Annotated in this window: 16 protein-coding genes; 9 read left to right on the forward strand and 7 right to left on the reverse strand. The window is 58.5% G+C overall.

Annotated elements, in window-relative coordinates; all coding sequences use genetic code 11:
* Positions 1-93 precede the first annotated feature (93 nt).
* Positions 94-357, reverse strand: coding sequence for a DUF378 domain-containing protein (locus HGHM_RS16835; protein ID WP_051155356.1), 264 nt, complete (start codon positions 355-357; stop codon positions 94-96).
* Between the two features lie 239 nt (positions 358-596).
* On the opposite strand from HGHM_RS16835, the gene HGHM_RS16840 reads away from it, so the two are divergent.
* Positions 597-1,544: a MerR family transcriptional regulator gene (locus HGHM_RS16840; RefSeq protein WP_019142731.1), complete on the forward strand. Its 948-nt coding sequence runs from the start codon at positions 597-599 to the stop codon at positions 1,542-1,544.
* A 265-nt stretch (positions 1,545-1,809) separates the two neighbouring features.
* On the opposite strand, the gene HGHM_RS16845 is transcribed toward HGHM_RS16840, so the two are convergent.
* Complete coding sequence (locus HGHM_RS16845) at positions 1,810-2,154, reverse strand: hypothetical protein (protein WP_148415728.1); 345 nt, start codon at positions 2,152-2,154, stop codon at positions 1,810-1,812.
* 350 nt (positions 2,155-2,504) lie between these two features.
* Between HGHM_RS16845 and HGHM_RS16855 the strand changes: the two genes are divergently transcribed.
* The gene (locus tag HGHM_RS16855; protein WP_019142734.1) at positions 2,505-3,809 is read left to right on the forward strand and encodes a serpin family protein; all 1,305 of its coding nucleotides are present in this window, start codon (positions 2,505-2,507) and stop codon (positions 3,807-3,809) included.
* A 96-nt stretch (positions 3,810-3,905) separates the two neighbouring features.
* Here the strand turns inward: HGHM_RS16855 and HGHM_RS23270 are convergent, their stop codons facing one another.
* Positions 3,906-4,124, reverse strand: coding sequence for a hypothetical protein (locus tag HGHM_RS23270; RefSeq protein ID WP_148415730.1), 219 nt, complete (start codon positions 4,122-4,124; stop codon positions 3,906-3,908).
* Positions 4,036-4,284: a CBS domain-containing protein gene (locus HGHM_RS23885; RefSeq protein WP_407635409.1), complete on the reverse strand. Its 249-nt coding sequence runs from the start codon at positions 4,282-4,284 to the stop codon at positions 4,036-4,038. Before HGHM_RS23885 ends, HGHM_RS23270 begins: the two co-directional genes overlap by 89 nt.
* A 152-nt stretch (positions 4,285-4,436) precedes the next feature.
* Between HGHM_RS23885 and HGHM_RS16865 the strand changes: the two genes are divergently transcribed.
* The gene (locus HGHM_RS16865) at positions 4,437-4,898 is read left to right on the forward strand and encodes a CBS domain-containing protein (protein ID WP_019142736.1); all 462 of its coding nucleotides are present in this window, start codon (positions 4,437-4,439) and stop codon (positions 4,896-4,898) included.
* A 227-nt stretch (positions 4,899-5,125) separates the two neighbouring features.
* Here HGHM_RS16865 and HGHM_RS16875 read toward each other — a convergent pair whose 3' ends face one another.
* Entirely contained in the window at positions 5,126-6,112 is a 987-nt protein-coding gene (locus tag HGHM_RS16875; protein WP_019142738.1) for a cation diffusion facilitator family transporter, read from the reverse strand.
* Positions 6,113-6,270: 158 nt separating this feature from the next.
* Between HGHM_RS16875 and HGHM_RS16880 the strand changes: the two genes are divergently transcribed.
* Positions 6,271-7,275, forward strand: coding sequence for an SDR family oxidoreductase (locus HGHM_RS16880; protein WP_034349310.1), 1,005 nt, complete (start codon positions 6,271-6,273; stop codon positions 7,273-7,275).
* Positions 7,276-7,676: 401 nt separating this feature from the next.
* Here the strand turns inward: HGHM_RS16880 and HGHM_RS16885 are convergent, their stop codons facing one another.
* Complete coding sequence (locus tag HGHM_RS16885) at positions 7,677-7,973, reverse strand: hypothetical protein (RefSeq protein ID WP_154652083.1); 297 nt, start codon at positions 7,971-7,973, stop codon at positions 7,677-7,679.
* A 190-nt stretch (positions 7,974-8,163) separates the two neighbouring features.
* On the opposite strand from HGHM_RS16885, the gene HGHM_RS16890 reads away from it, so the two are divergent.
* Positions 8,164-9,606, forward strand: coding sequence for a 3'-5' exonuclease family protein (locus HGHM_RS16890; protein ID WP_019142741.1), 1,443 nt, complete (start codon positions 8,164-8,166; stop codon positions 9,604-9,606).
* Positions 9,607-9,640: 34 nt separating this feature from the next.
* On the opposite strand, the gene HGHM_RS16895 is transcribed toward HGHM_RS16890, so the two are convergent.
* Positions 9,641-10,693: an integron integrase gene (locus tag HGHM_RS16895; protein WP_051155344.1), complete on the reverse strand. Its 1,053-nt coding sequence runs from the start codon at positions 10,691-10,693 to the stop codon at positions 9,641-9,643.
* 144 nt (positions 10,694-10,837) lie between these two features.
* On the opposite strand from HGHM_RS16895, the gene HGHM_RS16905 reads away from it, so the two are divergent.
* From HGHM_RS16905 to HGHM_RS16920, 4 genes are all read left to right on the forward strand, one after another.
* Positions 10,838-11,248: a DUF6228 family protein gene (locus HGHM_RS16905; RefSeq protein WP_019142744.1), complete on the forward strand. Its 411-nt coding sequence runs from the start codon at positions 10,838-10,840 to the stop codon at positions 11,246-11,248.
* 77 nt (positions 11,249-11,325) lie between these two features.
* Complete coding sequence (locus HGHM_RS16910) at positions 11,326-11,886, forward strand: dihydrofolate reductase family protein (protein WP_019142745.1); 561 nt, start codon at positions 11,326-11,328, stop codon at positions 11,884-11,886.
* Positions 11,887-12,519: 633 nt separating this feature from the next.
* Complete coding sequence (locus tag HGHM_RS16915; RefSeq protein WP_019142746.1) at positions 12,520-12,897, forward strand: hypothetical protein; 378 nt, start codon at positions 12,520-12,522, stop codon at positions 12,895-12,897.
* A gap of 875 nt (positions 12,898-13,772) precedes the next feature.
* Positions 13,773-14,036: a TfoX/Sxy family protein gene (locus HGHM_RS16920; RefSeq protein ID WP_019142747.1), complete on the forward strand. Its 264-nt coding sequence runs from the start codon at positions 13,773-13,775 to the stop codon at positions 14,034-14,036.
* The last annotated feature ends 107 nt before the right edge of the window (positions 14,037-14,143 follow it).

Consider the following 14,143-nt stretch of genomic DNA (forward strand, 5'->3'; position numbering starts at 1 on the left):
AATAGGTGGCTTGCATTGCCGGCTCACCAGGAATGCGAGCCCAGGTCGCGGTCGAGGGGGCGAAACGAACGGGAGCGATCTCGGACACACGCCTCAATAGTGCTGTCGCCCCATCTTGCTGCTCGTATAGATTGAGTACAGCGCGCACAGGCCCACGACTACGTAGACGATTCTCGAGAGCGGGCTCATTTCACCGAACAGGCTCGCTACCAGATCGACATTGAACAGGCCGACCAGGCCCCAGTTAAGTCCTCCAATGATCAGCAAGCTCATTGCGATCCAGTCGGCCGCGCTCATCCTGCTTCCCGCCGCCGCACGCAAGCTTGCCCGGCGTTCCGGGGTAAGGCGTCTTTCCATGGCTTGACTCGTCTCTATGGTTTCCATATCGATCTCCTTGAAAATTGAAAAAAATCCACTCGGGCATCCTCTCGGCTGTATGCTCATTCGGTCCTGCGATCGGAAATGTCCAATACAAACCGGAGTCAAATCAGTCTTGTTCACGAAAGCCGGTTTGTCAATGTTTTGTATTAGACAAAAACGGTGCGTACAATGACCTTAATTCCGATCCACCTGCACCGCGTGACAAGCTTTTTCTTATGGAACATTCTGGTAAGCCATCTTCCCGCCTGGGCATCGGGGCAGTCGAACGTGAAACCGGCCTGTCGAAGGAAACCCTGCGCATCTGGGAACGGCGCTACGGTTTCCCGCAGCCTGTTCGCGACGGCGGCGATGTGCGCAGCTATCCGGCCGAGCAGATCGAGAAACTGCGCCTGGTAAAGCGCCTGCTCGACCAGGGCCATCGCCCGGGAAAAATCCTCGGGCTTGGCATCGGAGAGCTGCAGGCACTGGCGGCCGCTGCCCATCCCGTCCGCGAAGTAGCCGCGGGCGCCACGCCCGGCGAGGAATTGTCGCCTTATCTGGCGTGTTGCCGGGCACATCGGCGCGACGAGTTGCGTCAGGCGCTTATGCAGGCGCTGTTACGGCTGGGCATCGAGCGATTTGTCCTGGACGTGCTGGCACCGCTTACCACACTGATCGGTGTTGAATGGGCCAACGGCAAGCTCGCGATTTCCGAAGAGCACCTGTACACGGAATCGGTGCAAACCGTGCTGCGCCCGGCGATTTCTTCCCTCCAGGCGTCCCTTGCCACTGATGACGCCGGGCCGCGCGTCCTGCTCACGACCTTTCCGCAGGAGCAGCACGGGCTCGGTTTGCTGATGGCGGAAGCCTTCTTCACCCTGGCAGGAGCCCATTGCATTTCGCTCGGCACGCAGACCCCGATCATGGAAATCCTGGGCGCGGCGCACAAGCAGCAGGCGGACATCATTGCCCTCTCGTTTTCCACTGCCACGCATGCCGGGCATGCATTGGAGAGTCTTGGCGCACTGCAGTCCAAAGTGCCGCAGGGGATGGAGATATGGGCCGGTGGTGGCAGTTGCCATGCACTGCAGCGCCGGCTGCCGTCCGGAATCAGAGTGCTGGATCTGCCATCGCTTCGAGACGCGGTATCGGAGTGGCGAAGCAGGCATGCCGGGAACAGGTAGGCTGAGGCGAGATTCCCGCATGGGCATGCGGTTGAATCAGCGCTCTGGCTGGTCGCTGGCCCAAGGTGCCGCACTACACTGCCCAAAGTGCAAGCTGTACGCGCCACGCCTGCCCGGAAGTGCGACGCTGTCCGGGCCTGGCCTCGCACAGGCCGGTACCCTGACCAAGCTGGCTGGAAGCCAATTTACTAACCGTCAAGGATAAAGTTGGCGGTATGCGACCGGGGACTTCGAAGCGTACAGGCCGCGGGACGGTCGCAGGATTTCATATCGGAGCTGGTTTAAGTTGCCGCTGGCGAGCAGATGAATCCGTCCATTTACCCGTACGCAAGGGAATGATGCGGGCGTTGTGCTGGCGCGCGAGTGCCTGCGCTTCCTCCGTGAACACGGTGCCGACAATGAGCACGCCGTCGGGCGCCGGTTCTCCCATTCTGCGCAAGGCCCGGGCAAGCGGCGCGGACATCACGACGTCCCGCTCACCGTGGTCGCACAGGATCAGCGTGTAGATACCGTCGGGGCGTGTTTCTTTCGCCGCAGCGTCCCGGTAGGCGGGCGGAACGGCATCACGTATCCCGCTGCCTGGCACTCTTGCTCGAATATTCGCTTTCATCGAGTTTCTCCGTGTCGGGCTTGGACCTCGGACAACCCCTTCGATTCCCTGTCGCCGATGCCAGGTGGGCACAAGTCTGCACCGACAGTTTCTTCCCCATGCCTGTCGACACCTGGCGACGGATTGCCAAAGGGGAACTCCAGGTGGTCAAGCGCGCCTGGCGTCCGGGCGCAGCCAGACGTCGATGTGGCAGTGTCCCATCAACGGGTACTGTTTCAGCAAAATCGATGCGAGAATAGGAGCAGCTTCTTACGCAGCATGACGCCAATGACAGCTGGCGCTCTTTTTCCCATTTCAACCCGCATGTACAGGCCGCAGTAGCGGCCGTGCATCTTTCCCGGGAAATGCATATGAAGTATCAAGCCATAGCAGCAGCGCTTGCGCTTGCCGGACTGCTTGTGTGGAGTGGCCGGGCACCGGCCGCGACCGATACCTCCCCACCTGCAGCAACTGTCGCAACGTCGACCTTGCCGCGAGATCTCAATCCGCAAGTACCGGAAGCGGACATCGCTTCCGCAGTATCCGGGAATACCGCTTTCGCAATTAACGCATTGCGGCAACTCGATCCAACGGGCCGACAAAATACCGTCTTTTCACCCTACAGCATCACGCAAGTGGGAGCGATGATCGCGCTCGGGGCCAAGGGCAACACCCTGAGCGGGATTCAGCAGGCTTTGTCATTCGCCTCACCGCCAGCGCGGCTTGCCCCGGCACTCAATGCCATTGATCTGCAACTGGAAACCAAGACTTCGGGCGCGTCAACGAACGGCCTCGGACCATCTCCGAGCCTGAGTATCGTGAATGACGTCTGGATGCAGAGCGGGTTTGGCATCCTTCCCTCTTTTCTGGATACGATCGCCGTGAACTTCGGCGGCGGCACGCAGCTGCTTGATTTTATTGGCGCGCCGGAGAACGCACGCACCAGCATCAATTCCTATATCGGGCAGCAAACGAACAGCCGGATCACGGACTTGATGCCGCAAGGTTCCATCACTTCCGATACCCGTCTGGTGCTGACCAACGCAGTCTGGTTCAAGGCGAACTGGCAATCCCCATTTCCTTTGCAAAATTCCCGCAGCCTCCCCTTCACCGGGTGCACAGGTAGCACGTCGACCGTGCCATTCTTGTCCCAGCAATCGCCATTCGGGTATGCACAAAGCGGCGACTATCAGGCGGTGGATTTGCCATACGTCGGTGGAGACATATCGATGCTGATCGTCATGCCGACACCCGGGACCTTCGATACCTTTCTGTCTGAACTCACGGCCGCCAAGCTGGGAGAGGTCGTCAATAAGCTGTCGCGTCAAACCGTGGCATTGTCCTTGCCGAAATTCAAATTCGATACATCGGCTGGCCTTATCCCGTCATTACAGGCACTCGGCATGGTCGATGCATTTAATCCAGCCACTGCCGACTTTTCGGGCATTGACGGCCAGCGCGATCTGTTCATCAGCGCGGCAGAGCACAAGGCCTACATCAACGCCGATGAGAATGGCACGGAAGCCGCTGCCGCGACAGGGATAGGGATCTCCATCACCAGCGCCCCCGTGCCGAGCCAAATAGTGCCGTTCGTCGTCGATCATTCTTTCCTTTTCATGCTCCGTGATCGCGCGACGGGGCTGGTTTTATTCATCGGGAAGGTAGTCTCCCTTTAAAAGAGCAGGTACAAATCAATGTGTGTCTTGTCTGGGCGGCCTTAAGGTTTCGTTCTTCCTCAGCCTTGCTTGGCCGGCTTCACTCCAGGAACAGCTTTACCCGGTCTTGGGAAGATACGCCCTCCTGATGAAATCCCTGACCCAAACGATCACATGATGAATGTGGTCAGTCGTCATCAACTGCGCAACATGGCGGATGGATGTCCGCGACGGCACCCGGACCGGCTTATAGATGCGGATCTGCCATGCCTGCACTGCCGTCGGGACCTTGTACTGTGCATGGAAACTGGCGAGGTCGCGAGGTGATGATGCCAAGGACCGTGTCTTTCCCTTTCACTGCCGGCACCGAGGAAATCCGGTTCCTCTCCCGGATGTGCTCGACCTGTTCCGCCGTATCGTCCATCCGCACTGCGCAGACGTTCTTTTCCATGATGGAAGACACGGGTTGGGGCAGAAGCGTATTGAGTGCGGGCATGGTCGCGGCCGGGCAAGGAGTGTCCAAATAAGACTCGCAGGAAGGCGGAATCGTTCATCGACCAGTGAGGCAGGCTCGCCCTTGAGCTATCTCAATCCCTTGCAGGCAATAGGGAACACACTTGCAGACGGCCCCAGCGTACGGAGGAAGCCATGGCGGAAAGACTGGATATCGGCGATATCTGCAACCGGGTAGTTGTCTTCACTACCGAAGACATGACTGTGAAGCAGGCTGCCGAGCTGATGCGCGACGAGCATGTGGGCAGCCTGGTCGTGATTCGCGATGCGGACCTCGGCCGCATCGTTGTCGGCATGGTCACCGACCGCGACATCGCCATCGTGGCCGTGGCGCGCGATTTCGAACCGCAGACGCTGCGCGTCGCCGACATCATGAACAGCCCGGCGATCACGACACGCCCGGATGCCTCCGTCAACGAAGTCCTGGGCCTGATGCGCCAGCACGGCATCCGGCGGGTTCCGGTCACGAGCGATCAGGGTGTGCTGATCGGCATTATCACGCTCGACGATTTGCTCGAGATCTTCGCGGAAGAGATGCAGGTCTTCGTGCAGGCAATGACTGCCGGGCGCCATCACGAGGCGCGCACGCGCGTCTGACTTGCTCGATTTAACGGAGGCGGCGACGCTGCCAGACCGGGCGAGGAAAATTTTCCGGTGCTCTTGCAACGAAATCGTTTTCTCTTTTCGTTCACCGAATCAGGGGTATGGCGTCATGAACGGTCTGCGACGATTCCATACCTGCATTCCAGACGATCAAAATTCGGTCGGCGGCCAGCTTGAGCCCTTCGACATAGGACGGAATCAAGACCAGCCCTGCTGCTTCCTCACTGACCGGCCTGCACCCGAAGCGACGACCGGATCGGCCCTGACTCGAAGAAGATGCGGTGAACGGAGGGATACTCTGCCTTGACCGCCGTTTCCAGGCGGTCGATCGCCCGGTCGACTTCATCGATGCTGAGCCCGCGCCGGAATCGCACTGCCGCAGCCAGCAGGATGCGGTCGGGGCCGAGCTGCATGGTGAGCAGGTTGCCGACGGTTTCGACCGCGGGATCGGAAGAAAAAATCTTTCGCAGGCGGACGATCTGCTCCCGGTCGATGCTTTCTCCTACCAGCAGTCCGCCGGTTTCGCGCGCCAGGGTGAAGGCGGCGCCGGCCAGCACCAGGCCGATGAGTACCGACGCGGCGGGATCGAAATAGGGATTGTCGAGCGTGTGGCCGAGCCAGATGCCGAGCGCCGCGATCGCGATGCCGATCAGGGCGGCGGAATCCTCGATGAAGACGGCGATGACGCTGGCATCCTTGCTACGGCGCATGGCCTGCCACAGGCTTTCGCCGCTGCGCCGCCGGGCGTGGAGTTCGCGCCGCGAAATATTCCAGCTGTATCCCTCGAACAGGGCTGCCAGGCCCAGCACCACGTAATTCCAGGTCGGGTCTTCCAGCGGCGGCGGATTTTGCAGGCTGACGATGCCCTGGTAAAGCGAGATCCCGCCGCCGAGCGAAAACACCGACAGCGCCACGATCAGGGCCCAGAAATACATCGCCTTGCCGTAGCCGAAGGGATGCCATTCGTCGGCCGGCTTGCTGCTTTGCCTGACGCCCAGGAGCAGGAGCAGTTCATTGCCGGTATCGACCGTGGAATGCACGCCTTCGGCCAGCATGGCGGAACTGCCCGTCACGCCCGCCACAATAAATTTACTGATTGCAATCCCGAGGTTGGCGGCAATGGCGGCATAGATCACCTTTTGCGAGCCTCTTGGCTTCGCCGGCGCACCGGCTTGCTGTTCTTGCCTGATGAATTGCTTCGCTGCCATGGCGTGCTCCGCTCGGATTGTCGTTCGGTATGGCGGCTAAGACAGCGGGGAGGTGCGTTTCGTGCAATCGCGGGCACGGACTTTCCCGCGCAGCGGAACCTATGGACGACGGGCATGGACAAAACGGCATCGGTTGCAACGACACCATGGAGAAAGTCATGACGAAACACGGTAACAGCAGCAGCAAGGCGGATGAGGCAGCGGCGCTGCAGCGCCGGATACAGCGGGAAGTGGATCAGCTCGATGCGCAGCGGCAGTCGGGCGGCAAGCAATCGGGCGAAGGCGCGGTGCAGGCCGGCACACGCAGGCAGCCGGAGCCGCCCTTCCCGGAACAGCATCTGCAAAAGCCGGGCATCGAATCGGAACTCGATCCCGCGCCGCAATTCCTTGCGCCCGACTACAAGGGCAGCGGCAAGCTGGAAGGCAGGGCCGCGCTGATTACCGGCGGCGATTCCGGCATCGGTCGCGCGGTGGCGGTGCTGTATGCGCGCGAAGGCGCCGATGTCGCCATCGTGTATTTGAATGAACACGGCGATGCCGACGAGACCAGGCGCTGTGTCGAGAAGGAAGGCCGGCGCTGCCTGCTGCTGCCGGGTGATGTGCGCGACGTGGAATTCTGCAAGGCGGCGGTCCAGCAAACCATCGATGCCTTCGGCAAGCTCGACATCCTCGTCAACAATGCCGCCTTCCAGGAACATGTGTCGGGGCTGGAAGAGCTGAGCGAGGAGCATTTCGACCTGACCATGCGGACCAATATCTATGGCTATTTCCACATGGTCAAGGCGGCATTGCCGCACCTGCAAGCCGGCTCAGCCATCATCAATACCGGCTCGGAGACCGGCATTTTCGGCAACGAGACCCTGCTGGACTATTCCGCCACCAAGGGCGCGATCCACGCCTTCACCAAGTCGCTCGCGACCAACCTGGTGTCGCGCGGCATCCGGGTGAATGCCGTGGCACCGGGCCCGGTGTGGACTCCGCTCAACCCGGCCGACCAGCCGGCGCAAAAGGTGGCGCACTTCGGCTCGGCCACCGACATGAAGCGCCCGGCCCAGCCGGAAGAAGTGTCACCGGCCTATGTCTTCCTGGCGTCGCCGGTGTGCTCCAGCTATATCACGGGGATCGTGCTGCCGGTACTGGGCGGGGTGACGGGCAGCGCGTGAATTCCCTCCCTTCGGCGGGTCGCAGGGGTTTCGCACCGCATGCGCTGCGCCAGCGGAGACGTGCACCGCACGTGGGGATAGGGCGAACAACACCCGCTAATGCAACCCATCCCATCCAGACCTTCCCCTTGAAGGCGAAGGAGCTGTGAATCTAGAGCGGTTTCCACAAGCCTGAAGAAGGAAAGTAGGGTGCGCCGTGCGCACCGGGATGGCATGGTGCGCGCGGCGCCCCCTGCTTCTGAGTGGCCCGCGGTGCTTGCCTGTTGTCGCGTGGACGGGGATCGAGGTGTTGGGCATCCCTGCGCAGGCAGGGATGTGTTGTCATTGTCAGTGCCGGGAGCGCTGACCCGGCATGTTGGGCGCGCCCTTTGCCAATCCCTGACAGGGCGCGGGGGGAAGGATCACGACGCCGGCGCCGGCGGCACATTGCCGCGCTTGCTATTCTGTTCTTCCGCCTTGAGGGAATCCTTCACCCGCTGCAGCCGGGCGTAGGCTTCCGGGTCTTCCTCGGCGAGTTTCTTCTGGCGCCAGTTATAAAAAATCATCAAGCCCAGCGTGGCTGCTGCGCCAATGGCGAGTTTTCCTTTATGCTCGCTCAATAGGCTTTTCGCGCTTTTTTTGGCCGACGCGTCGTCGGCCTTTGCCTGGTTCTCCTCGGGTGTGGCCGGCTTTACGGCACTGGAATCGTTTTCCATCATGTTCAGCCTTGAAAATTCCTTCTGGAAGCGCAATTGCGATTCCAGTGAGTGTCTAAAAAATCGGATAGGTCCATTGGATGTTCCTTTGCTGAAATAGTTTCGGGATCTGAACACTTCTGTTCAGTTTTCGTACCGAGTGCGTTCCAGGTAAAGCCGGAAAGAATCTGAAAGGAAAACAATTTTGCATGACATGCAGGAAAAGGATGCGCTGGGCGAGCCGCCCCAGCTCGGGTTGAGCAAGGTGCTGGCCGTCCTGTCGGCGGCGAAGTATCCGCGCCTGGCGTTCGTCGACCTTGAAACCACCGGCGGCGCAGCCAACGAAGACCGCATCACCGAGATCGGCATCATCGAAGTCGATGAAGACGGCGTGCGCGAATGGACCAGCCTCGTCAATCCGCAGGTGCGCATTCCGGAATTCATCCAGTCGCTGACCGGCATCACCGATGAGATGGTGCGCGACGCGCCGATCTTTGCGGAACTGGCCGACGAAGTCGCGGCGCGGCTCGCGGACCGGGTCTTCATCGCCCACAATGCGCGCTTTGATTATGGTTTTCTCAAGAATGAATTCCGCCGCACCGGCCACAACTTCCGGCCCCCGGTGCTGTGCACGGTGCGCCTGTCGCGCAAGCTGTTCCCGGGATTTTCCCGCCACAACCTCGATGCGCTCGCGGAGCGGCATCGGCTGCAAGTCACCGAGCGCCACCGCGCGCTCGGCGACGCCCAGCTGATCTGGCAGTTCTGGCAAAAGATTCATGAAGCGCACGAGCCCGAGGCGATCGAGGAAGCGGTATCGAAGCTGATCAGCCGGCCCACCCTGCCGGCGCGGCTGGATGACCTGCAGGTCGAGGCGATCCCGAAGACGCATGGCGTCTACCTCTTCTATGGCGAAAACGACCTGCCGCTCTACATCGGCAAGGCGAACAACCTGCGCCGCCGCGTGCTTTCGCACTTCAGCGGCGATCATGTCACTTCGAAGGAACAGGCGCTGACTCAGCAGATCGAGCGCGTCGAATGGATCGAGACCGGCGGCGAAGTCGGCGCGCTGCTGCAGGAAGCCGCCCTCGTCAAGCAGCTCATGCCCTCCTATAACAAGCAGCTGCGCGCCAATGAAAAGATCTGTTCCTGGCGCCTGCTGATGCGCAAGGGCCGGCTGCAGCCGGCGCGCGCAACCATCGACGACCTGTTCTTCGCCTACGACCCGCAGCTGTACGGCCTGTACACCAGCGCGCGCCAGTCCACCGAAGCCCTGAAGGCGATCGCCGAGGAACACGGCCTGTGCCCGGTCCTGCTCGGCCTGCAGAAGGGCGAAGCCGGCAAGCCCTGCTTCGCCAGCCAGGTCGGCAAATGTCGCGGCGCCTGCTGCGGCAAGGAGAGCATCGAATCCCACAACGAACGCCTGCAAGCCGCCATGCAGCCGCACCACCTGCAACCCTGGCCGTATGCCAGCGCCATCGGCATCCTCGAAGGCGACATGCTGCATGTCGTCGACGGCTGGGCCTACCTCGGCTCCGCCCGCCCCGCGTCCGAAGCCTACGCCCTGCTGCAGAAAGGCCAGCAGCGCTTCGACCAGGATGTGTACCAGATTCTGCAGAAGTGGCTGCCGAAGCTGGGGGAAGGGATAGTGCGCTTCTGAGTCTGCCGCCGGCAAAGCCCGGAAACGGGTTGTGCTAACCGTGCGCCTGCATGGCAACTCCTCCTGACCTGTTTATATCTTCCCATCTGGAAGAATCCACATGGTCGATCGGGGAAGTCACACCATGCCCGCCCTTGTTGAGGACGTGTGCATAGATCATCGTCGTACTGACGTCGCTGTGGCCGAGCAGCTCCTGAACGGTCCGGATGTCGTATCCCGCTTCCAGCAAATGCGTGGCAAAACTGTGCCGCAGCGTGTGGGTGGAAGCGCTCTTGGTTAATTGTGCCGCCAGGACGGCACGCTTGATGGCGCGCTGGATGCCCTGTTCATAAATGTGGTGGCGCCGGACAATGCCGGTGCGCGGATCAAGCGATTCATGGCCGGATGGGAAGACCCAGAACCAGCCCCATTGCGTGCCTGCCGAAGGATATTTCCGTTCCAACGCCCCGGGCAGCATGACTCCATTGCGCTTGTGCAAACGGTCGTCGTCGTAGCATTGCCTCGCGCGTGCGGCTTGTTCGCGCAGTGGCTGCACCAAGGACAGGGGAAGCATGGTCAGCCGGTCCTTGCCGCCTTTGCCTTGTCGCACCGTGATTTCCCTTCGCTGGAAATCCACATCCTTGATGCGCAACTGCGCGCATTCCATGAGCCGCATCCCGGTTCCGTACAGTAATTGCGCGATCAGGAGATAAACGCCTTCGAGTCGGGCAAACACCCGCTCGATTTCCTGGCGGGTCAGGACAGTCGGCTTTCGTACCGGCTTCACCGGACGCGTAACTTGATCGAGCCAGGGCAATTCGATTTGCAGCACATTCTTGTACAGGAAGAGCAGGGCACAGAGTGCCTGGTGATGAGTAGATACAGAAACCTTGCGTTCATTGGCAAGGAAGGAAAGGAAGGCGTGAATTTCTGCGGCTCCCATCTCGGCGGGATGACGCATGCCATGAAAGCGGATATACCATCTTGCCCAATAGACATAGACGCGCTCCGTCCGCAGACTATAATGCTTGTCGCGAATGCAACGCCTGAGTTGATCCAGCAGTTTCGGTCGCTGCTCGGAAGCTAAGAGGGGGTTGACGTCTTTCATGGTTAATTGATACTGGTGTTATATACAGTATTATCTCGGGAGCCAGGAACGACGCGCCTTGCGGAGGATCAAGCAGTTTGGTTTATCAATCACCTGTCCAGATTATCAATCAGTCTGTGACATATAAATCTAGTTAGGCTGAACATGGATGAGTTCGTAATCAAGTCTGAGAAGGAAGTAACGCTCACATTTCACTCACGGCGATTCAACTTCGACGGCTGGCTTGATACTTATTCTGTGTCTGCTAAAGCTCGTAATTTCAATGCACTCATTGAAGTAGAGAATCCGCCGTACGGTTTATCCCCGGCTGGGTTCTTTGGCGGCCTTGCCAACGAATGGTCAGGGTGGAAGGGAGAAAAAGGATGGGGTGCTATTGAGGGGGAATACAACTTATTAGCTACCAGTGATTCTCTCGGCCACATCACGTTAGTAGCCGAGCTAAATCTTAACGATGTAGTGCCAGGCTGGTCTGGCTCCGTATCACTTATCGTTGAAGCAGGCCAGCTTGAACAGTTAGCCCATGACGCGAAGGAGTTCTTCAATGAAAAAGCCTAACTCAACAATGGACGCGGACAAGGCGCACGCGCCTTGCCGGTCATCTCAGCGTTAGCCGCTACGAGGAATTCGCAGCCATGGGACTTTTGACATTCAGCATCAACGTCACCCTCGACGGTTGCGTCGACCACCGGGAGGGGATCGCCGATGACGAGACACACACCTTCTTCACTCGCCTCATGGACGAAAGCGGGGCGATGCTGTGGGGCCGCGTTACCTACGAGATGATGGAGAGCTACTGGCCGGCGGTCGCCCGAGGCGACGTGAAGGCGCTGTCGCCAATCCGCGAGTGGGCGGTCAAGCTGGAGACTAAGCCGAAGTACGTGGTGTCGTCGACGCGGACGGTCTTTCCGTGGACCAATACCCACCACATCGCCGGCGACCTTCGCACGGAGGTGCAGAAACTGAAGGATGCGACTCCGGCCGGTGTGCTCCTTGGCAGCGGCAAGCTCGCGACCGAGTTGGATCGACTGGATCTGATCGACGAGTACGTGTTTCTCGTTCACCCCAGAATCGCCGGGCACGGCCCGACTCTGTACCAGAGCGGGCTGCTCAGCACGCGACGGCTCGATCTGATCTCCGCGAAGCCGCTCCGTAGCGGCGCGGTCGCCATGCACTACCGGCGCGAGTGTGGCTAACAATTCACTCAACCCGTCGCGGCTTCGCGGCGCACCTTAATTCAGGCGTTAAATGCAAAGCCCCCTTGCCATTACCGCTCGCCTAATAATGTTTGCTGCATCCCTGGGCACTACGTTATTTGGGTTAAAGCTTCTCATGGACACGCTTTGGTTCCGTGCTAACAGCGTCGTAGTGCAAGGCAGCTATCTCGGAGATAGGGTCGATGAAGCGCTGACTGGCGACGCCTTATCCCGGCGTATGTATCGAGCGCGCGTTACCTTTCATTGCCCATTCACTCAGAAAAAGCGGACTGTGGTGGCATTCGCAGCATCCAGTGCTCAATCGGTGAGGTGGCCTGGTGAAAGAATGTCTGTACTTGTACATAGAGCACCTCCTCACCAGGCGAGGGTAAATACATTTGGAAATCTATACTTTTTGCCGCTTGCAATGATTGCGTTCACCGCTCCTCTGGCATGGGCCATTGCGTTTATCACGCTTTCCCAATAGGCTGTCACAACAGATGTTGACAGGACTTGCACACCTGCATTTAACACTTCATTGGACCCCGAAACGCTTACAGTGCGGTTCATTTAGGCGTTAGATGGAATGATCATTATTCACACTTGTACTGCAATATTCACTTCAGGAATTGAATGTCAAAAGTTTATATCTATGTCAGCGATGCCGATATTAATGTAAGTTACGCGGTCATTGATCTTGAAAATCTGCCCGCTCCTACACCGAATCAATTGCTCTTATCTCAGGATCAACAAGGAATTGATATCGCTGCCTATCTGAGCTCGGATCAAGTGCGGGCAATCCGTATTGTGAAAAACATCTTTACAAATGTAATCGACAAAGAGGCCGGGGAATTTTTGCTGCACTTGGCTCGCTTCTGCAAGAGCGTCTCGCCCTCCGCGACGGGAAAAAACGATTGGGTCGTGATGATTTCGAACGAAAAGGCCAACGTGGTGAGGGTGACGCCAGAGTATGCAGCCCAGGCACATAGGAATGTGCTCGGCCTCCAGTAAATCGATTCATGTATATGAAACCATTTAACGCACCGCTCAACCGGGACCCACAACCAAGTACAGTCGCGTCGCGGCCGCTGTAGTGGTCCGTTACCCGGCGTTGGACTCAAACCATGATACGGGCACCAGCGATACAGAAATTTTGGCCGACGACACAATCGCTTGATTTGGTCAGGGGCTCTGTCGATCTGGTTGCGACAGGCATTGAAGCGGAAGTCCGAAGATTTGCCGCGGGAGCGCGAATCGAGGCCGGCTGGCGCCGATTCGCAGATATATCTGAAGCTTTGTCGTCCTGTATGGAATACACCAACATCCCGACAATGTTTATCGTATTCCCGACAAACTCGCCATGGTCAGTCATTTGGAACAACAGCTTCCTCTGCGATGGGTATGACTCGTTGTGCTGGTGTCTCACAAAAAATCATGGTTTAACGACGCTCCACTGGGCATCTCACGACGAGAGCACGACTTTTCAACCCGGTACAAGCTTCATATATAGAACCATTCACGATGGAACGGTCTGTGAACGCTCCGTTTCTTGCACTCAGGAAGACGCACGCTGGCTTTTCACTCAGAGCGGCGTTTCACTGCCGGAAGAGAACGTATCCCTCTATGGTGCAAAACGAAAAAGAGACCGGCTGAATGAGGCTGAAATGGTTCAGCTGTTGGGCCGATTCGGGGCCCGGCCATGGGATGAGAGCTTCTACTGTTTGCCGAAACAGGATTGTTTCGTACTACACCGAACAGAATTTCCAAGTTCTGTCGTACGGCGCTCGCCCGGAGAGGTGATATATGCCGTCTGACATTCCTTTGCTGGACTCGGGAACACGCAAACAGGTGGGCCAATTTAAGCGTAAGTGAATGAAGGCGCAACTATGAGATTACGAGACTTGAAAAACCTTGGCCCGAAATCGGAAGAATGGCTGCCGAAGGTTGGGATTCATAGTGTCAAACAGTTGCAGGCTTCAGATCCTTTTGAGGTTTATGCCAGGTTAAGAGCTGCAATTCCGGGCGCAAATTTAAACGCCTTATATGCAATTATCGGTGCGGTTGAAGACAGGCATTGGCTGGACGTAAAAGAAAAGAACAAGACTGAAATTCTTTTACGTCTGGAGCAGATGGGCTTGGCGCCAAAATAAACCTGGCAAAGCCGCGACTCGCCGCTCAACCCGTACACGTAGCAAGGACGCACCGTTTTGTGGCAAGGGACGTGGGTCCGTAAACGGCGTTATGCAATATTGGAGGT

It is taken from the genome of Noviherbaspirillum massiliense JC206, assembly GCF_000312045.1.
GTDB classification, from domain to species: Bacteria; Pseudomonadota; Gammaproteobacteria; order Burkholderiales; family Burkholderiaceae_D; genus Noviherbaspirillum; species Noviherbaspirillum massiliense.